Annotated in this window: 20 protein-coding genes; 10 read left to right on the plus strand and 10 right to left on the minus strand. The window is 66.4% G+C overall.

Going from position 1 to position 20,248, the window contains the following annotated elements; genetic code table 11:
• The first annotated feature begins 115 nt into the window (after nucleotides 1-115).
• Genes HUU96_RS01940 through HUU96_RS01950 form a run of 3 tightly spaced genes read left to right on the plus strand, consistent with a single transcriptional unit; the run spans nucleotide 116 to nucleotide 1,738 of the window.
• Nucleotides 116-562 carry a VOC family protein gene (locus HUU96_RS01940; RefSeq protein WP_174291182.1) on the plus strand — a complete coding sequence of 149 codons (447 nt, stop codon included), beginning with the start codon at nucleotides 116-118 and terminating at the stop codon, nucleotides 560-562.
• Nucleotides 556-1,305 (plus strand): hydroxyacylglutathione hydrolase, encoded by a 750-nt coding sequence (gene gloB / locus HUU96_RS01945; protein ID WP_438827054.1) that lies wholly within the window; start codon nucleotides 556-558, stop codon nucleotides 1,303-1,305. The genes HUU96_RS01940 and gloB overlap by 7 nt, the downstream gene beginning before the upstream one ends.
• 37 nt (nucleotides 1,306-1,342) lie before the next feature.
• The gene (locus HUU96_RS01950; protein WP_174291183.1) at nucleotides 1,343-1,738 is read left to right on the plus strand and encodes a hypothetical protein; all 396 of its coding nucleotides are present in this window, start codon (nucleotides 1,343-1,345) and stop codon (nucleotides 1,736-1,738) included.
• A 12-nt stretch (nucleotides 1,739-1,750) separates the two neighbouring features.
• Here the strand turns inward: HUU96_RS01950 and hslU are convergent, their stop codons facing one another.
• Both hslU and hslV read right to left on the minus strand, forming a co-directional pair.
• Nucleotides 1,751-3,052 carry an ATP-dependent protease ATPase subunit HslU gene (gene hslU / locus HUU96_RS01955; protein ID WP_174291184.1) on the minus strand — a complete coding sequence of 434 codons (1,302 nt, stop codon included), beginning with the start codon at nucleotides 3,050-3,052 and terminating at the stop codon, nucleotides 1,751-1,753.
• 9 nt (nucleotides 3,053-3,061) lie between these two features.
• Complete coding sequence (gene hslV, locus HUU96_RS01960; protein WP_174291185.1) at nucleotides 3,062-3,616, minus strand: ATP-dependent protease subunit HslV; 555 nt, start codon at nucleotides 3,614-3,616, stop codon at nucleotides 3,062-3,064.
• Between the two features lie 103 nt (nucleotides 3,617-3,719).
• On the opposite strand from hslV, the gene HUU96_RS01965 reads away from it, so the two are divergent.
• Complete coding sequence (locus tag HUU96_RS01965) at nucleotides 3,720-4,919, plus strand: YIP1 family protein (RefSeq protein WP_174291186.1); 1,200 nt, start codon at nucleotides 3,720-3,722, stop codon at nucleotides 4,917-4,919.
• Between the two features lie 14 nt (nucleotides 4,920-4,933).
• Here HUU96_RS01965 and HUU96_RS01970 read toward each other — a convergent pair whose 3' ends face one another.
• Complete coding sequence (locus HUU96_RS01970; RefSeq protein WP_174291187.1) at nucleotides 4,934-5,347, minus strand: holin family protein; 414 nt, start codon at nucleotides 5,345-5,347, stop codon at nucleotides 4,934-4,936.
• Between the two features lie 11 nt (nucleotides 5,348-5,358).
• A complete protein-coding gene (locus HUU96_RS01975) occupies nucleotides 5,359-5,898 on the minus strand; it encodes a glycoside hydrolase family 108 protein (RefSeq protein WP_174291188.1) in 540 nt (179 codons plus the stop codon).
• A gap of 141 nt (nucleotides 5,899-6,039) precedes the next feature.
• Here HUU96_RS01975 and HUU96_RS01980 point away from each other — a divergent pair, with 141 nt between their 5' ends.
• Together HUU96_RS01980 and HUU96_RS01985 are read left to right on the plus strand one after the other, a co-directional pair.
• Complete coding sequence (locus HUU96_RS01980; RefSeq protein ID WP_174291189.1) at nucleotides 6,040-6,807, plus strand: SDR family oxidoreductase; 768 nt, start codon at nucleotides 6,040-6,042, stop codon at nucleotides 6,805-6,807.
• A complete protein-coding gene (locus tag HUU96_RS01985; protein WP_174291190.1) occupies nucleotides 6,804-7,772 on the plus strand; it encodes a glycosidase in 969 nt (322 codons plus the stop codon). The genes HUU96_RS01980 and HUU96_RS01985 overlap by 4 nt, the downstream gene beginning before the upstream one ends.
• 93 nt (nucleotides 7,773-7,865) lie before the next feature.
• Here the strand turns inward: HUU96_RS01985 and HUU96_RS01990 are convergent, their stop codons facing one another.
• The 5 genes from HUU96_RS01990 to HUU96_RS02010 form a co-directional block, all read right to left on the minus strand.
• On the minus strand, nucleotides 7,866-8,387 hold the full coding sequence (locus HUU96_RS01990; RefSeq protein ID WP_174291191.1) for a RidA family protein: 522 nt from the start codon (nucleotides 8,385-8,387) through the stop codon (nucleotides 7,866-7,868).
• 22 nt (nucleotides 8,388-8,409) lie between these two features.
• Nucleotides 8,410-9,636 (minus strand): FAD-dependent oxidoreductase, encoded by a 1,227-nt coding sequence (locus tag HUU96_RS01995; RefSeq protein WP_217430241.1) that lies wholly within the window; start codon nucleotides 9,634-9,636, stop codon nucleotides 8,410-8,412.
• 26 nt (nucleotides 9,637-9,662) lie between these two features.
• The gene (locus HUU96_RS02000; RefSeq protein ID WP_174291192.1) at nucleotides 9,663-12,443 is read right to left on the minus strand and encodes a TonB-dependent receptor plug domain-containing protein; all 2,781 of its coding nucleotides are present in this window, start codon (nucleotides 12,441-12,443) and stop codon (nucleotides 9,663-9,665) included.
• A gap of 321 nt (nucleotides 12,444-12,764) precedes the next feature.
• Nucleotides 12,765-13,436, minus strand: coding sequence for an anti-sigma factor (locus HUU96_RS02005; RefSeq protein ID WP_174291193.1), 672 nt, complete (start codon nucleotides 13,434-13,436; stop codon nucleotides 12,765-12,767).
• Nucleotides 13,429-14,007: a sigma-70 family RNA polymerase sigma factor gene (locus tag HUU96_RS02010; protein WP_174291194.1), complete on the minus strand. Its 579-nt coding sequence runs from the start codon at nucleotides 14,005-14,007 to the stop codon at nucleotides 13,429-13,431. Before HUU96_RS02010 ends, HUU96_RS02005 begins: the two co-directional genes overlap by 8 nt.
• Before the next feature lie 211 nt (nucleotides 14,008-14,218).
• On the opposite strand from HUU96_RS02010, the gene HUU96_RS02015 reads away from it, so the two are divergent.
• Nucleotides 14,219-15,223: a ferritin-like domain-containing protein gene (locus HUU96_RS02015; RefSeq protein ID WP_174291195.1), complete on the plus strand. Its 1,005-nt coding sequence runs from the start codon at nucleotides 14,219-14,221 to the stop codon at nucleotides 15,221-15,223.
• Nucleotides 15,224-15,238: 15 nt separating this feature from the next.
• Entirely contained in the window at nucleotides 15,239-16,219 is a 981-nt protein-coding gene (locus HUU96_RS02020; protein WP_174291196.1) for a ferritin-like domain-containing protein, read from the plus strand.
• Nucleotides 16,220-16,276: 57 nt separating this feature from the next.
• Here HUU96_RS02020 and HUU96_RS02025 read toward each other — a convergent pair whose 3' ends face one another.
• Nucleotides 16,277-17,041 carry a glycosyltransferase family 2 protein gene (locus HUU96_RS02025; protein WP_174291197.1) on the minus strand — a complete coding sequence of 255 codons (765 nt, stop codon included), beginning with the start codon at nucleotides 17,039-17,041 and terminating at the stop codon, nucleotides 16,277-16,279.
• A 127-nt stretch (nucleotides 17,042-17,168) separates the two neighbouring features.
• On the opposite strand from HUU96_RS02025, the gene HUU96_RS02030 reads away from it, so the two are divergent.
• Nucleotides 17,169-18,761 (plus strand): hypothetical protein, encoded by a 1,593-nt coding sequence (locus tag HUU96_RS02030; RefSeq protein ID WP_174291198.1) that lies wholly within the window; start codon nucleotides 17,169-17,171, stop codon nucleotides 18,759-18,761.
• Nucleotides 18,762-18,803: 42 nt separating this feature from the next.
• The coding region (locus HUU96_RS02035) for a DegT/DnrJ/EryC1/StrS family aminotransferase (protein WP_174291199.1) at nucleotides 18,804-20,248 on the plus strand (1,445 nt) is incomplete at its 3' end.

Genomic DNA, 20,248 nt, shown 5'->3' on the forward strand with positions numbered 1-20,248 from the left:
CGCCCCCGATCGCCCGCAGGGCCGCGCGGCGGTGGCGGCGCTGCGCCAATTCGACGCGCCGGCCGCTGCCGTCACCGTGCCCTCAACCAAATCGCCGACCGCGCGTTAGGCCGGCATGAATTATCTCCATACCATGCTGCGCGTCGCCGACCCGGACGCCACCGTCGCCTTCTTCAAGCTGCTCGGCCTCGACGAGGTGCGCCGTCAGGACGACGAACGGGGTCGCTACACGCTGATCTTCCTCGCCGTCCCCGAGGACACCGCCATCGGCGACCGCCGGGTCGAGGTCGAGCTGACCTACAACTGGCTGCCGGAGGACGGCGAGGCGGAGCACTACACCGGCGGCCGCAACTTCGGCCACCTCGCCTATCGCGTCGACGACATCTACGCGCTGTGCCACACGCTGAAGGAGGCTGGCGTCACCATCAATCGCCCGCCGCGCGACGGTCGCATGGCGTTCGTGCGCAGCCCCGATGGCATTTCGATCGAGCTGCTGCAGGCGGGCGACGCCAAGGCCCCGGCCGAACCCTGGGCGTCGATGCCCAACATGGGCGCATGGTGATGGCGGAAGACAAGACCAAGCTTCAGATCGTGCGGGTGCCGGTGCTGGCGGACAATTACGCCTGGCTGATCTACGATCCGCAGACCGAGGATGCCGCCGCCGTCGATCCGGGCGAGGCCGGGCCGGTGCTCGCCGCCGCGAAGGCGCGCGGCTGGCACGTCAGCCAGGTCTGGACCACCCACTGGCACGCCGACCACACCGGCGGCAATGCCGAGATGAAGGCGGCGGGTGCGACGGTCACCGGACCCAGGGCGGAGGCGGCCAAGATTCCGACGCTCGACACGCTGGTGCGCGAGGGCGATGTGGTCCGGCTGGGAGCGCACACCGCCAGCGTGATCGCGGTTCCCGGCCATACCCAAGGCCACGTCGCCTTCTGGTTCAAGGACGACGCGATCGTCTTTACCGGCGACACGCTGTTCGCGATGGGCTGTGGCCGGCTGTTCGAGGGCACGCCGGCGGACATGTTCGCCAACATGCAGCTTTATGCGGCGATGCCCGACGAGACGGTGGTCTATTGCGGCCATGAATATACCCAGGGCAACGGCCGCTACGCGCTGGTCGCCGAACCCGGCAACAACGCGATCGCGGCACGCATGGCCGATGTCGACGCCAAGCGCGCCGCCGGCGAGGCGACGGTGCCGACGACAATCGGCGAGGAGAAGGCGACAAATCCTTTCCTCAGAGCCACTTCAGCGGAACAACTGGGCGAGCGGCGCGCTGAAAAGGATGCGTTCAAGGGTTGAGCCGCGAACGCCGGAGAGAGATATGATGCGTCGTCTGGTGGCCGTGGCTCTGATCGCCCCTTTGTTGGCGCTCGCCGGCTGCATGGGCGACAATCAGGAGGCGGTTAGCGCAGAGACGCAGGCGGGGCTCGCCCGGGCACTGGCTGGACGCACCGCAGGCAATCCGACCAGCTGCCTGCCGCCGGGCCCATTGCTGTCCACCACCAAATCCTATGGCAAGGTGCTGCTCTACACGCTCGCCAATGGCGACCTGTACGCCAACGACACCGCTGGCGGCTGCGAGAACCGCGGCGACGACATCTTCGTCGAGGTCGAGCATGAAGGCCGCGCCTGTTCGGGCGACATCATCCACCTGGTCGACCGCACCAGCCACATACCCACCGGCAGCTGCGCGCTGGGCCAGTTCACGCCCTATCCGAAGGTGCGCCGATAAGCCGTCGTCGAGCTACAGCACGAACCGGCTGAGGTCGGTGTTGCGCGCGATGCTGGCGAGTTGCGCGTCGACATAGGCCGCATCGACCGTCACCGTCGCGCCCGGGCGGTCCTCAGCGTCGAAGCTCACCTCTTCCAGCAGCTTCTCCATCACCGTCTGCAACCGGCGCGCGCCGATGTTCTCGATCTCGCCATTCACCTCGGCGGCGATGCGTGCGACCGCGGCGATGCCGTCGTCGGTGAAGTCGACCGTGACCTGTTCGGTCGCGAGCAGCGCCTTGTACTGCGCCGGCAACGACGCCTTGGTGTCCGACAGGATCGCCACGAAATCCGCCTCGCTCAGCGCCTTCAGCTCGACCCTGATCGGCAGCCGGCCCTGCAATTCTGGTAGCAGGTCGCTCGGCTTGGCGACGTGGAAGGCACCAGACGCGATGAAGAGGACATGGTCGGTCTTCATCGGTCCGTATTTGGTCGAAACCGTAGTGCCCTCGATCAGCGGCAGCAGGTCGCGCTGCACTCCTTCGCGGCTGACCGAGCCGCCGCCGCGATGCTCGGACATCGCAATCTTGTCGATCTCGTCCAGGAAGACGATGCCGTTCTGTTCGGCGTCGGCCAGCGCGACGCGGCTGACCTCGTCCTGGTCGAGGCGCTTGTCGGCCTCTTCCTCCACCAACTTCTCCCAGGCCGAGCGGACGGTCAGCTTGCGGCGCTTGAGCGGCTGGTTGCCGAACGCCTTGCCCATCATCTCGGACAGGTTGATCATCCCCATCTGGCCGCCGCCGGGCATCTCGAACGGCATCGCCGGGGCCTGTTCCAACTCGATCTCGATCTCGGTCGCGTCGAGATGGCCGTCGGCGAAGCGCTGGCGGAAGCTCTCGCGGGTGGCTTGGCTCGCCTCCTTGCCGACCAGCGCGTCGAGCAGGCGAGCGAGCGCCGCCTCCTCCGCCTTGTCGCGGACGGCGACGCGGCGGCGCTCCTTCTCCAGCCGGATCGCCTCCTCGACCAGGTCGCGCGCGATCTGTTCGACGTCGCGGCCGACATAGCCGACCTCGGTGAACTTGGTCGCCTCGACCTTGACGAACGGCGCGTCGGCGAGCTTCGCCAGCCGCCGGCTGATCTCGGTCTTGCCGCAGCCGGTCGGTCCGATCATCAGGATGTTCTTGGGGCTGACCTCATCGCGCAGGTCGGGCGCGAGCTGTTGCCGCCGCCAGCGGTTGCGCAGCGCCACGGCGACGGCGCGCTTGGCATCCTGCTGGCCGATGATGTGCGCGTCGAGCGCGGCGACGATCGCCTTTGGGGTAAGGGTGTCTTGCATGGTCCGTGTTCAGTTGGCGCTGTCGAGCGCTTCGACCGTCAGCCGGTCGTTGGTGTAGACGCAGACCTCCGCGGCGATCGCCATCGCCTTGCGGCAGATCGTCTCCGCGTTCTGCTCGTAATCGACCAGCGCCCGCGCTGCCGCGAGCGCGTAGTTGCCGCCCGAGCCGATCGCCGCCACCCCCGCCTCGGGCTCCAGCACGTCGCCGTTGCCGGTCAGGATCAGCGACACGTCCTTGTCGGCGACGATCATCATCGCCTCCAGGTTGCGGAGGTACTTGTCGGTGCGCCAGTCCTTGGCGAGCTCCACCGCCGCGCGCAGCAGCTGGCCATGGTGCTGCTCCAGCTTGCGCTCCAGCCGTTCGAACAGCGTAAAGGCGTCTGCGGTCGCGCCGGCAAAACCGCCGATCACCGCGCCGTCCTGACCCAGTCGCCGCACCTTGCGGGCGTTGGGCTTCATCACCGTGTTGCCCATCGACACCTGGCCGTCACCGGCGATCACCACCCGTCCGTTGCGCCGCACTGAGAGGATGGTCGTCCCGTGCCAAGTCATGTCGCTGCTCATCGACCGCGATATGGGAGGCGACGCCGCGCGGCGCAATCGCGGCACGGCGGACGATGCGCATCCGAAACGGCCTGAGTGCGTTGGATAGGCAATGGAGGACGGCATGGCGACGGCAGGTACGGGAACCATGCGCGATGGCCAGCCAATCGCCGGCGGCGGTTGGGGGCGGATCGGCGGCGTGCTACGGCATCCCCATCATGGCTGGCGCGCCGTCGCGGCGAGCCAGACCTCGGCCGGCGCGCTGCTGCTCGGCGTCGCCACGCCGCTCACCGCGATCGGACCGATCGCGCGGTTGATCCGGGCGCTCGCGTTCGGCAGCGGATCGATGGGGATCATCCAGTACCGCATCACCACCAACGGCGCGATCCTGACGGCGCTGGTCGGATGGGCGGCGGCGCTAGCGGCGGTGTGGCTGCTGTCGGTGGCGATCGATCGGTCGGCACCCTGGTTCGGCGGCCTGCGCGACCGCCGAGCGGCGACGGCGGCGGCGGTGTTCGGCAGCAGCGCCTGGTGGCTGGCGAGCGGCTTCGCGGTGCTGCCCGCGCTCGGCTTCCTGCAACTGCTCGGGCTCTACAGCCTGGTGCTGCTATTCGTCGGCACGCCGCTGCTGATGCGGCCGCGCGAGGAGCGCACGTCGTTGCAGGGGTTGAGCGTGATGGCCGCGGCGGTCGCTCTGCTGATCGCGTCGCTGGCGATCGCCGATGCGGTCGCGACCCGCTCGCTGCAACCCACCGTCAGGACTGCGGCCGGGCGCGTGGTGGTCACCGGCGCGCCTGCCATCGCCGGCTCGCGCCTGGTTGCGCCTGCCGCGGACAAGAGCCGCGCCGTCGCGCCCGGGACGGCCGCTGCCGCGGCGGCGGGCCAGTCGGTGGTTCCTGCCTCGTCATTGCAGGCGTTGCTGCCGGCGCAGATCGGCCTCTTCGTGCGCACGACGCTGGAGAGCCAGAGCAACCTTGCCGCCGGGATCGCCAGTTCCGACGCCAAGGCGACCTATGTGCACGACACCAACAGCTTTACCCTGACCATCGCCGACGCCGGCGCGCCGGGCGCGCTCGCGACCAACAACAGCGTCATCGCCGGCGAAGTGAACCGGGTGACCGACAGCGGCTATCAGCGTTCCCGCGTCGTTGGCGGCGTCCGTATCACCGAGAAGTGGAGCAACGCCAGCCACGGCGGCAGCTACAGCCGCGCGGTCGCCGGTCGCTTCACCGTCGAGGCGCAGGGCACCGCGCCCGCTATCGACACGCTGCGGGCGGCGGTGGCGGCAATCGACCAGAGCCGCCTTGTCGCCCTCGATCGATGACCGCAGCCGCACCGTTATTTGTCGGTACCCACCGTCTTTCCCCATTGCCGCGCGACGGTATAGCCCAGATAGCCGGTGCCAAAGAGGGCATAGAGCGGCTCCGGAATGCCGTTGAGATAGGCGTTCATGCCCGCCGCGATGTTCCTCGCCATCGCGGGCTGCACCGCCGCGATCAGCCCCATCGGGATCGACCACAGCAGCAGCGCGTACATGACGTAGAGGAAGCTCGGCCGTGCCCGGCTGGTCCAGGGGTCAGCCGACTGCGCCTCGGCGATGACCGCCGTCATCTGCGTCGTGACCCGGTCCAACTCCTGGCTGTTGTCCGCCTTGATGAGTTCCAGCTTGGCCGCATCGCGCGCCTGCGGATCGGGGATGATCCGGTCGAGCAGCGCCGCGATCGGGCCGATAATACCGTCGATCAATGCCATATGCCGTCTCCTTAACCGACTCGGTTCGCCAGCCAACCGTAGAGGAAGGCCTCATTCGCCGGTCGCCGCTCTGCCAGAGCGAGATAGCGCTCACCCTGCAGCGCCTCGATCGCCTTCAGCAGCACCGCCTCGCCACCGGGCTTGCGCCGCGCGAGGAAGGCGTCGAGCGCCGCCAGCGTCGCCGCCCCGATCCGCCCGTCGAGCGGCAGGTCGGGATAGTCGCTGGCACCCCGGTTGAGCGCGTTGAGGCTGCGCTGGAGAAAGCCGATTGCGACCGCCGGGCCGATGTTGACGCCGCTATCGAACAAGGCCGCAGCGACCAGTGGCGCACGGGCGGCGACCTGATCCAGCGCCGGCCGCAACCAATAAAGCCGCCGATAGATCGACACCGCCTCGGCGCGGGGCAGCGCCCGCATGGCACCGGCATAGCCTTGCGTCCGCGCCACCGCCTGGGTGATGCCATAACGGGTCGGGCCGCCCCGGTCGGCCGGATTGTCGACATAGCCGCCTTCGCGATCGATCACCTCGTCGATCATCATGTCCACCGTCATCGCCGCCCTCCTCCAGAGGCAGCGCACAAACCATATAGGTTCTCTGTAGGACAGATGAAAATGCCGTCACACACACATTGCGCTATGGTCGTCGCAGCATCACGCCGGTAAGCATGGCCTTCACGAATAAAGGATCGCGGCATGGCAGGACGGTGCGTAGTGGTGACGGGGGCCGAGTCCGGGATCGGTGCCGCCTGCGCCGCCGCCTTTGGCGCGCAGGGCGACAAGGTGATGGTCATCTATCACAGCGACGCCGGCCTGGCCGAGACCAGCGCCGCCGCCGTGCGCGCCGCCGGCGGCGAGGCGACGACGGTGCAATGCGCGGTCAACGACGAAGCATCGGTGGCAAGCGCATTCGACGCGGCGGAGGCGGCCTTTGGCCGAGTCGACGTGCTGGTCAATTCGGCCGGCCTCAACATGGTCGGCGTACCCGTGCGCGAGATGGCGCTGGTGCAGTGGCAGCGGATGCTCGACACCGACCTGACCGGCGCGTTCCTGACCTCGCGGCGCTTCCTGACCGGGCGCGGCGAGGTGCCGGGGCCGGCGACGATCATCCACATCTCCTCGATCCACGCCTATGCGGTGCGCGCCGGTGGTGCCGATTATTGCGCAGCCAAGGGCGGCCTCACCAACCTCATTGAGACGCTGGCGATCGAGGAGGCACCGCGCGCGATCCGGGTCAATGCGATCGAGCCGGGCATGATCCTGACGCCGATGAACGAGCGCGCTTCCGCCGACCCGGTCTATCGCAAGACGCTGGAGCAGAACATCCCGATGGGCCGCGCCGGCAAGGCAAGCGAGGTCGGCGATCTGGCCGTGTTCCTCGCCTCCGACGCTGCCGCCTATATCACCGGCGCGCGGATCGTCATCGATGGCGGGCTGTCGCTGATGCAGGCGATCGGCGCATGACCGACGCCTCTCCCGAGCCGCGCCCGATCGACGATCCGCACGTCAAGGACCAGGTGGAGGACGCGACCGCCCGCCTCGACTTCAACGTCGAGGCGATCGAGCCGGTGACGCTGTCGGGCCCGCCGGCGCTGATGGAGCGCGACCTGATGAGCCCGTATATCTGGCAGGAGGCGGACGGCCGCTACGGCATCATGGTGCGCGCCGTGACCAAGCCGGGCGAGCCGCTGACCGACACCGGCATCATCTGGGGCGGCTGGAGCAGCGACGGGCGCAGCTTCGCGATGCTCGACCAGCCGGTGATCGTACCCGGCCCGGACGACCATGACGCCGGCGGCGTGGAAGACCCCACCGTCGTGCGGCTCGATGACGGGAGCTACGTAGTCTATTACAGCGGCGTCCTGGCCGACCATGCCCATGGCGAGCTGTCCTACGCCGCCGGGCCGGCGATCGACCAGCTCACCAAGAGCGGCGTCGTCCTCGCCTCGTCCAAGTCGGAGGGCAACACCAAGGAAGCGACGGTCGACCACGCCGCCGACGGGCGCTGGCGGTTGTTCTACGAATATGCCGCCGACCAGGCATCGCGGGTCGGCCTCGCTATTGGCGCGAACGCCACCGGGCCGTGGGGTGAGCAGCCGACGCCGTTCATGCCGCGCGAGGACAGCTGGGATAACTGGCATCTGTCGACCGGGCCGCTGTTGATCGACGACGCCGCCACGCCGGTTATGTTCTACAACGGCGCGACCCATGATGCGCGCTGGCGGATCGGCTGGGTGGCGTTCGACCGCGACTATGGCCGGGTGGTCGACCGCGGCATCGAGCCGCTGATCACGCCGCCACCGGTCGACGACCGCAGCGCCACCGACATCGCCTTTGCCGCGTCGGTCGTGGTCGAGAACGGCCAGATCTGGCTCTATTACTCGCTGGAGGACCGGCGGTTGTCGCGCGCGTTGATCCGGCGCAGCTGACACAACTCGTCACCCCGGCTTTGAGCCGGGGTGACGCTGCCTAAGCGCGAAGAGAAAGCGGAACCCTGGATCAAGTCCGGGGGTGACAAGAAGCTATTTTCCTGGCGTCTTCGCCGCGATCGCCTCGATCTCGATCAGAAAATTGGGGCCGGCGAGCGCCGCGACCTGAATTGCGGAGCGGGCGACGGTGTTGGGGTTTTCCGCCGTGCCGAAGAACTGCTTGAAGCCTTCGTTGACGCCGGCGAAGTCCATCTTGCCCAGCTTGGGATCGGCGGCGACGAACAGCGTCATCTTGAAGATGTCGCTCATCGCATAGCCCTTGCTGGCGAGGATCGTCTTGATCTTGTTCAGCGTGCTGATCGTCTGAGTCTTAGTGTCGCCGTAATCGGCCATGGTCATCCCCGGCCTCATCGGCTTCGACGGATCAATCGGCGACGCGAGCTGGCCCGACAGATAGAGGATGTCGCTGCCCGCCTTCACCTTCGCGCCCTGCAGGATCAGCGCCGGACCGGCGGGGGTCGCCGGGCTGGAATAACGCTCGAACGCCTGCGCCTGCGCCTGCGCGGCGGGCAGCAAGGCGGCGGCGCTGGCGAGCATTGTGAAACCGGTCTTCATGGCATCGTCTCCCTTGTGATGATCAGGCGCGCACGGGCCGCCGGTGCATGCCGAAGCGCGAGAACAGGTCGGCGATCTTGCCGACCGCGGTATCGGCCTCAACGCGGTCGGGCACCTCACGCGTATCGTTATAGCCCTTCATGTCGCCGCCCTCGACCGCCTGGACGACAATGCCGTCCCGGCGCGAAAGCACGCTGACCTCCTTGTACGAAACGCCATAGCGCACCTCCGGCTGAGGGATCAGCCAGGCGATCTGTCCGCGTACCGGGACGACGCTCTCGTCCTTCCACATCGCGCGCGCGCCATAGCCGGGACAGTTGATGATCACCCGCTCCTTGACGACGCTTGCGAAGTCGGCCGGCGACTGGAACTCGGCGCGCGTCACCTGCCCGCCCGCCGCGAAGAAGTCGGTCAGCAGCGTGTGGCCGTAGTCGGCGATGTTGAATTGCAGCGACTCGCTTCGGTAGACGAATGGCGCATCGAACGGTGTCGAACCCGCCGCGAGCAGCTCGTTGCGCGGAGTAAGGTCCTGCACCCGGTCGTTATAATGACCAAACTCCAGCATCCCATTGGGACTGTCCGGCCGCCGTGGAAAGGCGATGGCGTGATCCGACAGCGTATAGCGGTCGCTCCACTCGACCGGTTCGCCCGGCAGACCGAGATAGTTGCGGAACTGCTTGAACGAGAAGCGCGCCATCTCTTCCCAGGTCGCGCCGAAGGCCGGGCCGGCCGCGTCGCCGAGCGCGATCCGGGAGTCGGGCGTCCAGCTTCCGGTCGCGCGCGCCGACCGCGCCTGCGGCAACAGGTCCTTGGCGTAGATCGTCACCTTGGCCCCGGCACGCTGCGCCAACACGGCCGCGGTCAGGCCGAGGGCACCGCAACCGATGACCGCGACCTCGCGATGCCCTGCCGCCATCGCCTTGCCGACAGCGAGATTGCCCGATCCCCACGACAGCGACCAACCGCTACCGCCATGGCCGTAATTATGGACGACAAGCTTGTCGCCGACCATCTCGGTATCCAGTCGCGGGCCGGCGGCGCGGAACGGGCGGAGGCAGACGGTGATATCGAACACCCGGTCGCCCTTGGCGCGCACCGGGGCCAGGTTGGCCACCTCCCAAGCGCCAGAGGGCGGGCGGCTCGCCATCGTCGCACAGCCGCCCAAGCCCATCATACCAAGGCCGGAGAGAAGCGTATTGCCCATCAGCCGTCGCCGGTTGACCGGTGTCGACAGATCGAAATCAGCCACGCCTCTCTCCCTTCGTCATGCCCGGATCAGAACTTTACGCCGATCCGACCATAGTAATAGCCGCCCATCACGCCATAGGGCGAGGTCGACGGGTAACGCTGAACATAGGCGGTCGAGCTGTTGAGATACTGCTCGTTGCGGAAATAGCCCGGGAACTGGTTCGGGTAGGAGTTGAACACGTTGTTGGCTCCCAGCGAGATGCGCAACGCGCCTCCGACCTTCGCCGTCACCTCGACATCGGTGATGAAGCGCGAGTTGATCGGGATGTCGACATAGTTGTTCGCGTTGTTCGGCTCGGTCGCCTCGTAATAGGTCGGGCCATAGAAGGACTCGCGCAGATTGATGTCGAGGAACTTGATCCCGAACAGCGCACCGGCGGTGACGCGGAACTTTGGCGTAGTATCGACCAGCGTGGTCAGCGCACCCAGGTCGAGAAGCTGCTGCGCCTGGTTGACGTTGGCTGGCGGTGCCGCGACCTTGTTGATCTTGGTGTAGTTGTAGTTGACCGCCAGCGACCAGTCGACATTGCCGATCGGCCCGAAGTCGCTTGAGTAGGTAGTGAGGAAGTCGGCACCATGGGTCACGGTATTGACCCCGTTGACGAAGGTGTTGATGCTGAGTGACCCGGCAGCGCCGCCGTTGATCGCGGTGATCACCGACTGGATCGGCACCCCGTTCGCCGCCAGCGCGCCAAGCACCGATGGCGAGATCACGCCGGTGCAAGCGCCGGCAAATGCCGCCTTCATGGCACTGGCGTCGGCGGCCGTCGTGTAGCCCCCCGGGAGGTATTTGCAGTTGTTGGAATAGCCGACAAACGCTCCCGACTGAACGATGCGATCGCGCAGGAAGATGGAGTAGAGGTCGAGCGTCGCGGTCAATCGCGGGATCGGATGGGCGACGAAGCCGATCGAAAAGTTGGTCGACTTCTCCGGCTTCAGGCCGCCGATGCCGAGCGAGGCCGCGCCCGACGAGTTCGGCGCGAACACGCCCGACAGCGACGCGACGCTGACGTTGATGCCCGAATAATATTCCTCGGGCAGGGTCGGAGCGCGGAAGCCGGTCGACGCCGTGCCGCGGATCGCGAACGCCGGCGAGAAGTCGTAGCGGCTGGTGACCTTGAACACCGTCGTGCTGCCGAAATCGCTATAGTTCTCGTGCCGCACCGCGCCGTCGACTAGCAACGCCTCGACCGGCTTGGCACTGATGTCGATATATTCGGAGATGTCGTGGCGCTTGTGGCTGCTGGCATTTGTCGGCGCATAGCCGAAGAACGACTGGATACCGCCGCCCAATACGCCGGTGCCGACATAATAGGAGGCCGGGTCGCCCGACTGGAGCTGGTAACGATCGTGGCGATACTCGGCACCAACCGCGACGTTGACCGGCTCCGCGAAGCCGACATCGAACTTGTGGGTGAAGTCGGCCGCCGACGTGATCTGCGTGAAGATGAAGTTGCCGTCGCGCACGTTGCTCGGCGAGGAGCCGTTATGATAGGTACAGCCGACGGTACCGGCGACGCACGAAGCACCGGCCGTGGTCTGGTAGCCCGATGAGTCGAAGTAGAGGGCGGCGTTGGCCGAATTCTCCACATAGATCGCGTCGAAGTCGCGGCCATAGGTGGTGCTCAGGTCATAGGTCGTTCCGGCGATCTCGCCCTTGATGCCGCCCGCAACCGAATAGTCGGTTTCCCGCAAGACCTCCTGTGGGGCGAAACCCTGCGGGAACGGGATGTCGCCGGTCGGCGTCGCGGTATTGACGCTCGCCTGCGCCGACTTTCCGTAGACGACGTTCGGCAGGCGATAATTTTGGAAGGTCGCACCGACCCGGCGCGAATAGGAACCGAACGAATAGAGCTCGATGCCGGAGATACCGGTATAGCCGGCATTATACATCGCATTGGTGAGATTGTATTTGCCGTCGCCAAAGATGCGGTTGACGTACGGATAGTTGTTGAAGCCGGTCACGCCGGGATAGCGCGTCAGGATCGTGCGGCCACCATTATTACCGGTGTTGGCGCTGGTATTGGCACCGGTGTCAACCACACGGGGATCGACATCGCCGCGGAAGCTGAAATCGTGGAACTTGCGCTCGGCGGAGACGCTCAGATACATGTCGGGGATCGGCTGGATGCCGATATTTCCCATGATGTCCCAGGTCAGGCCATCGCCATCCTCATACTGACCGACAGTGGCGTTGAGCTGGCCGCCATGATCGTTCTTCTTGAGGATGAAGTTGACGACGCCGGCGATTGCGTCGGTGCCGTACTGCGCGGCCGCGCCGTCCTGCAACACCTCGACATGGTCGATCGCGTCTTCGGGGATCAGGCCGATATCGGGCGATGCGCCGCCGCTGGAGATGCCGCCGGTGACGACGACGTTGGCGGTGCCGTGGCGGCGCTTGCCGTTCAGCAGCACCAGCGTCTGGTTGGGGTTGAGGCCGCGCAGCTTGATCTGCGGGTGAAACGCGGTCTGGTCGTTGCCGAACGCCTGAACCTGTATGGTGGGCAGTGTCTGGGCCAGCGCCGACATCAGATCGGTCTGCCCGACCCGCTTGAGCGTATCGGCACCGAGCACCTGGATCGGAGCAGGGCTGTCGGAGGCACGCAGGCCGGTCGTGCGGGTGCCGGTGACGATGACCTCGTCACCCTCGCTCGCGGCAGGCTTGTTGGTCTCGGTCCCTTGCGAGGGCTGTTCGCGGGCTGAGCCGATGCCGGCAGCACTTGCACCAGGCGCGGTCTGCGCCATCGCCGGCGATGCGGCGATTACCGCCGCAGCCGCGACGCCGCCAAGAAGAGACTTTTTGATCATCCGAACCCCCTTTTCTGGAGCCTCGGCATCCCCCCGGCGATCAGGCGGCCTTCTTCTGTGTGCCCACCGTTTGTCCCCACTGGAACCGGCAAACGCGATCCTGTCATGACCACCCTGATTCGATATGTAATGCTAATGTCACACTGTTCTTTTCGGCAATGAAATTTCAGCAAGCTATACATGTCGAGTAATTGTGTGACAAAACCGTCACAGATGGCACGTTGACGCAGCTAAATCGGGGGAGCCATTCAGGTGGTCCATGTGCGGCTGTCAGGAGCATCGCGTTGAGGAACAAAGGCTTATGGCCACAGCGTTGTGCGCTTAGCCTGATACGAGCCCACCCGTCGCGATCACCGGCCCGGTCGGCAGCCCGGTCGTCGAGCCGCCGCTCGGCTCGATCGACACCGCGAGCGTCACGCCGGCCGCCATGCTCGCACGATCGCTGCCCGGCACGGCGACGCTGCTGCGCTCGCCACGGTCGAGCAGGCCGAGCGGACGGGGCGATGCACCCGGCGCGATCAGCCACAGCTCCGCGCTGCGGTCTGCCGGCCAGGGTGCCGCCCCGACCACTGCCACTCGCTCCGTACGGGCATCGTAGACCGCGTTGAACGGCTTGACCCCATCCGTCCCCGCCAGCGCAGCGACCAGGACATGGGCCGGCGCGGGTGCCGGCGGCGCAATCGGGTGACGCGGCCATGCCATCACTACCGCCAGGCTTGCGGCGATCGCCGCGGCAGTGGCGGCGGCGAAACGCCAGCGGCCTGCAACCTGCCGGTCCGCCCGGATCGCGGCGAGCACGGCGCGCTCGACATCCGCCGACGGCTCGGCCGCCGGAAAGGAGTCGATCAGCCCCGCGAAGTGCCGCCGCCAGCGAGTCACCTGCGCAGCAAATGCGGGCTCGGCCAGCACCCGGCGCAGCGCCGACGTGCGCGCCTCGCCATCGAGCACGCCCAGCGCGAGTTCGCCCGCCAGGATCGCATCCTCCTCACTCATCGCCCAGACACTCCCGCAACCGTGCGAGGCCGCGCCTGACCCGGCTCTTCATCGTGCCCAGCGGGACGTCGGCGCGGGTCGCGAGTTCCGCATAGGTCAGGCCATCGAAGAACGCCGTTCGTATCGCCTCGCGCTGATCGCCGTCCAGCGTGTCGAGACAGCGGTGCAGCTGCCGATCGGCCTCGTCGAGCAACATCACATCGGACGCCGAAGCTGTGGGATCGACGATCTCGGCCATGCCGTCCGGCGACACTTCCGGCGCTGCATTGCCGCGCGAGCGCCGCCAGTCGATCGCTCGGTTACGCGCGATCGTGGCCAGCCAGGTGATCGGGCTCGACCGTCCCGGATCATAGCCGCCCGCCCGTTTCCAGATCGTGACGTAGACATCCTGCAATACATCTTCCGCTGCCTGCCTGGTGCCGCAGATACGCAGACAGATGCCGAATAGCTTCGACGAGGTCAGCCGATAGACGCTGGCAAAGGCGGCGCGATCCTCCTCTCCGGTCGCGACCAGCGCCTCCACGAGCCGCTGGCGAGCATCCTTCGTCGCCGGCCCCTGTTCACTGGTCATGTGAAAAAGGCACCGTTAAATCTTTTTCCATCGCCGGCATCCGGTCACCTGAACCAATCGTAGCTGGGAATGTTGAAGTGGTTACTCGGTTAGCGCCAGTATAACACCGGGGCAACCTGCTTCAATGATCTAGGTTATGTCCAAGGAGACGGGCTGGTCTAGGTTGTTGTGTGACCGAACTATTACGTCACTTCGAGAAAGGGTATAGGCGATGACTGAAAGCGATCAGCTGATTGAGGCGTTTGATTCACGCGTCCAGCGTCGAAACGAGCGGCGCGATCTATTCAGGATGGTGTTGGGCACCGCTGCCGTCGGCGGAGCCTTTGCGTTCGTGTCTGCGGCCGATGCGCAAACGGTCAGCGACAATGATGTGCTGAACTTCGCCCTCAACCTCGAATATCTCGAAGCGAATTTCTATTATTATGCAGTCTTCGGAACGCCGATTCCGGTTGGTTCGATCAACGGTGTTGGCACGGCGGTGCCCGCCGATCAGGCCGCCAATGCGGCTGGCGTTCGCTACAATACGGGTGCCCATGCGGTGCCGTTCCAGGACCCGATCGTGGCGCAGTATGCGCGTGAGATCGTTGCCGACGAACTGGCGCACGTCAACTTCCTGCGTAGCGCATTGACCAGTGCGGCGGCGGTGGCGCAGCCGAGCATCGACATCGGCACGACGCCGAACGGTGCGTTCAGCAGCGCCGCTCGGGCCGCCGGTCTGATCGGGCCGACCTCGGCGGCCAACCCGACCTTCTTCGATCCCTACGCCAGCGATAACAATTTCCTGCTCGGAGCCTTCATCTTCGAGGATGTCGGCGTCACCGCCTACAAGGGTGCATCGCCGCTCATCACCAGCAAGGCGTATCTTGAGGCAGCTGCCGGCATCCTGTCGGTCGAGGCCTATCACGCCAGCATCGTGCGCACCGTGTTGTATTCGAAGGGCGTCGCGACGCCTTCGCTGCGCACCTCCGCCGATGCGATCTCGGCAGCGCGCGACAGCCTCGACGGCACGGCCTCGGACGACCAGGGTATCTCGCCGATTAACACGAGCATGGGGGTGACCTCCAATATCGTGCCGACCGACCAGAACTCCATCGCCTACAGCCGCAACACCGGCCAGGTGCTGAACGTCGTCTACTTGAACAAGGCGGCCGTTACGGCTGGTGGGTTTTTTCCCGCCGGCGTCAACGGCTCCATCAAGACCAGCCAAGCGAACTGAGCGGAGACAGGGATCATGTTACAGAACGAGACCATTCTCGCGCTCGTCGAGCGCTCCGAAAAGCGCCGCACTGAGCGGCGCAGTTTCCTCAAGGCGGCGGGTGCGGCTTCGGCGGCCACGGTCGGTCTGGCAGTCCTGTCGGCGTGCGGCGGCGACAAGGATTACGGCAACCCCACTCCGGCGGCGACGTCCACGACGCTCGGCGATGCCGACGTGCTGAACTTCGCGCTGAACCTCGAATATCTCGAAGCCACCTTCTACTCCTATGCCGCGTTCGGCACGCCCTTGTCGGTTTCGTCAACCGGCGGCGTTGGCACGACGGGCACCGTCACGGGCGGCCGTCAGGTCAACTTCACCGATCCGGTGGTCGCGCAATATGCCCGCGAGATCGCACTCGATGAGATCAACCATGTAAACTTCCTGCGCTCGCAGCTGGCGGGATCTTCGGTGGCATTGCCATCGCTCAACATCGATGGCGGCGCGACCGGCGCGTTTACCGCGGCGGCACGTGCGGCAGGTGTGGTGTCGGCGACCGGGACGTTCGATCCCTATGCCTCGGACGAGAACTTCCTGCTTGGTGCGTTCATCTTCGAGGATGTCGGCGTTACCGCCTATAAGGGCGCATCGCCGCTGATCGCCAACAAGACCTATCTTGAGGCGGCGGCCGGCATCCTTGCCGTTGAGGCGTACCATGCCGGTCTGATCAGGACGATCCTCTACACCAAGGGCATGAACGCGACACCGTCGCTGATCACCAACGCCGGATTGATTTCCGACGCTCGCGACAGCCTTGATGGTGCGAGCGATGACGATCAGGGTATCGCGATGAGCGGTGGAGCCTCGAACATCGTTCCGACCGACACCAACGGCATCACCTATAGCCGCTCGACCGGCCAGGTGCTCAACGTTGTCTATCTCAATAAGGCGTCGGTGAGCAGCGGCGGGTTCTTCCCGGCGGGCGTCAACGGCGCGATCAAGACCAGCGCCGCCAACTGATCGTCGGCAGCAAGTCCAGGCGAACGAAGGGCGGTCTGACAGGCCGCCCTTTTCGTGTCAGACGGCAAGCTTCAACGCCGCCGATCCGCTGAACAGCGGCGAGCGGATCAACCGCCATCGCGCCAGCCGATACTCCAGCGATGTCGCCAGCACGCCCAGCCCATAGACGCAGCTGCGGCGGAAGTTGATCGACGACGCTTCGGCGAAATACTGGGTTGGGCAGCTGATCTCGCCGATCGCGAAACCGAACCAGGCGGTCTGCGCGATCATCTGATTGTCGAACACGAAGTCATCCGACGCCGCCAGCAACGGCAGCGCCTCCAGCACCCGCCGGCTCCATGCACGATAGCCGGTGTGATATTCCGACAGCTTCTGGCCCATGACGATGTTCTGGAACAAGGTCAGCATTCGGTTGAACACATATTTGTAGCGCGGCATTCCGCCCACCAGCGCACCCTTGCCTAGGATGCGCGAGGCGAACACCGCGTCGTAATGGCCCGACGCGATCATGCCGGCCATGGCCGTCACCAGCCGCGGCGAATATTGATAGTCGGGGTGCAGCATCACGACGATGTCCGCGCCCCTTGCCAATGCGGCGGTGTAGCAGGACTTCTGGTTGCCGCCATAGCCGCGGTTGCGGTCGTGGCGCACGACGTGCAGCCCAAGTTCCTCGGCCACCGCCACCGTCTCATCATGGCTGCAATCGTCGGTCAGGATGATGTCGTCGACCACGTCGCGCGGGATTTCCGCCACGGTCTTACGCAGCGTCAGCGCTGCATTATAGGCGGGCAGCACCGCCGCCACGCGCAAGCCATCGATCATCTGTCGCTCCAAGCCATGACCAAGTTCGTTCGCTATCACGCCGCGCAGTTAAAATGATGCTAACCAAGATGTCTGATCTTGGCCATTGTCAGCAGTCAGGGAATGTAGCGCGAGCATGATCGAACCGATGCCGACCTCCAGCGCAGCGACGATCCTCGGCGGCACGACACGGCCCGCCGTCCGACTTGGCCTGTCCGCGCTGTGGCTGATCGTCGTCGGCTATCTAGCGGTCCACCATGTCTTCTGGCGCGACGAGGTGCGGGCGCTCAGCTTGGCGCTGCCCGGCGGCGACGTCGTGGCGATGGCGAAGGCGGTGCACGGTGAAGGGCATCCGCTGCTCTGGTACCTGCTACTGCGCGCCGCCCATGCCGTGGCACCCGTGCGCGAGGTGCTGCCGGCGGTCGGGCTGATCGTCGGCATCGCAGGCGCGAGCTTCTTCGCCTGGCGCGCACCGTTCCGCCCCCCTGTCATGGTCGCGGTCCTGTTCGGCGGCTGGATGGCATTTGAATACTCCGTGATGGCCCGCAACTACGGCCTTTCGATGCTGCTGATGTTCGTCATCGCCGACCGCTTCGCGCGCGGCCGCGACGGTACGATGGCGACGGGCGCACTCCTATTTTTCCTGGTCAACACCAACGTGCCGTCTGTCATCCTGGCAGGCGGCTTGCTGTTGTTTCGGCTGGTCGAGATCGTCGCCAGCGATGGCTGGCGCTGGTCGCCAGCGCTAGGCCGATGGCTTGGCGCGGCAGGTATCGCGCTGGTCGGCGTGGTGCTGTGTTTCCTCACCGTCTACCCACCCTTCAACGAGGCGGCGCTGGCACCTGGTGCCGCAAGCCTGTCAATGGGGAGCATCGCCGCGGCCGCGCTCAACGTCGGCGGGCCGCTGTCGAGTCTTTGGCCGGATTGGGCGTGGACCATGCCCGGCGCGGCACCGCTGCTGGCATTGCTGATCCTTGCCGGCCCGCTCAGCCTGCTGCGCGCACCGGCGGCGGCGATCGCGGCGATCGTCGTGCTGCCGATGATGCTGTTGTTCTTTCAATTCGTCTATCCGGGCAGCTACCGGCATCAGGCGCTATACCTGTGCTTCGTCGTGGCGCTGCACTGGATCGTGGCCGGCGGACGTGGCGGTTGGAGGCGTACTGCGTCGCCGCTCCTGCACGACCGCGTGCCGGTCGCGGCAGGGATCATGCTGATCGTCCTGCTATATGCGCAGCTTGGGTCGACCGCGTCGGTGCTGGTGCAGGTCGCCCGCGGCCGAGTGGAGGGGCAGAGCGCAGCACTGGCGCAGCTGCTCCGCCGGCCCGCGCTGCGTCACGCGATCGTGCTCGGCGTGTCCGAGGTCGTGGTCGAGCCGCTGCCCTATTATATCGACAATCCGACCTATCTGCTGCGCCAGCGGCGGTTTGGGGCGGTCTCGCATTTCACCCGTCATGCCGACCTGCACCTGACGCTAGCCGGGATCCTACGCACTGCCCGCCAGCTTCAGGCGACAACCGACCGCCAGGTCGTGATCCTGATGCAGTATCGTATCGGCCGCAACGACGGCCCCCAGACCTGGGACGAGCGAATCCTGGGTGATACGACCGCCGGCCCTGGCGACGCTGCCGCGTTCCGCGACGCGACGCGGCTGATCCAAACCCCGGTCGAGCTGATCCGCTATGGCTCGTTCGACGAGAATTATTGGGTCTATCTGCTGAAGCCCGCCGTAACCGGTTCTTAGCACCCCCTCCGCGATAAGCACGCGCCCTCTTGGAGGCCGTGCATGTCTGTCTCTCCCCAGCCCCTGCCCCTCATCGCGCCCAACCCGCCGCGGCTGAGCGAGCTTGGCGACGACCTGCGCCGCGTCGAGGCGTCGGGCGTGTTCAGCAACCATGGTCCGGAGGCACGCGCGTTCGAGGCGGAGGTGACGCAGGTGATGTTCGGCGGCCATGGCGCGAGCCTCGCCGTTGCCAACGCCACGCTGGGGCTGATGATCGCGATCCGCGACGCCGCCGGCATGAGCCCGCGGCCGGGCACGCTGGCGATCATGCCGGCGCTGACCTTCGCCGCGACTGCCCAGGCTGCCTATTGGGCCGGCCTCACGCCGCTGGTGATCGATGTCGACCCGCTCGACTGGAGCGCCGCCGCCGCCGCCGAGGAGCGGCTGCTTCGCCAATACGGCCGGCGGATCGGCGTCGTCCTGCCCTATGCGACCTTCGGCAACGTCATCGACCTCGACCGTTATGCCCGGATGGCCGAGCGGCACGGCGTCGGCGTGGTGATCGACGCCGCCTCGTCGCTGGGGACGATCGATGCGGCCGGCGACGGCTTTGGCGCACGCGCGCCGTTCGCCACCGTCTATTCGATGCACGCGACCAAGACCTTTGCGGTGGCGGAGGGCGGCCTGATCCACAGCGGCGACCCCGCCCGCATCGCCCGGCTGCGCGCCATGACCAATTTCGGTTTCGAGGGCAGCCGCAGCGCGACCCTGCCGGGGCTCAACGCCAAACTGCCCGAGGTGCTGGCGGTGATGGCGCGCGCCAAGCTTGCCGGCATCGATGCGGTCTGCGACGCGCGCGCCGAACTGGAGGCGGCCTATCGCGACGTGCTGGGGGCCGAGCAGGCGGGCTTTGGGCTGCAGGCCGCCGCTGGTCGCCGCCGGGCAATGCAATTCATGCCGGTGCTACTGCCTCCTCACTTGGCCGTCCGCCGCGAGGAAATCGTGGCGGCGATGGCCGCCGCAGGAGTGGGCACGGGCCGCTATTTCAGCCCCCATCTGGGCGAGCAGCCCTGGGTGCGCAGCGTGTCGATGGTGGAGGCGACACCGGTGGCCGATCGCGTCGCCGGCGCGCTGCTGTCGCTGCCGATCACCGATGCGATGACGCCGGCCGATGCCCGCCGCGCCGCGGTCGCGCTGATCGACGCCTGCAGCGTGACCAGCAGCGCCCGCCCCTATCGCGACCGCCGCCCGCGGCAGCTGCCGGCGATCGCTTCCACCCTGATCGTCGGCGGCGGCCCGGCCGGCACCGCGCTGCTCACCGCCGCGACCAAGCGGGGCCTGCTGTCGCGCTTCGCCGAGGGGCTGGTGATGGTCGAACGCGATGTCGGCGTCGGCAACGGCCGGCTCGGGCGCTATGCGATCACGTCGGACTCGACCGCGCAGACCTTCCTGACGGCGGTCAAGGACAATTTCCACCCCGAACTCGCGGCGCTGGTCGACCATCCGGC

The organism is Sphingomonas bacterium (assembly GCF_903644135.1).
GTDB lineage: Bacteria > Pseudomonadota > Alphaproteobacteria > Sphingomonadales > Sphingomonadaceae > Sphingomonas.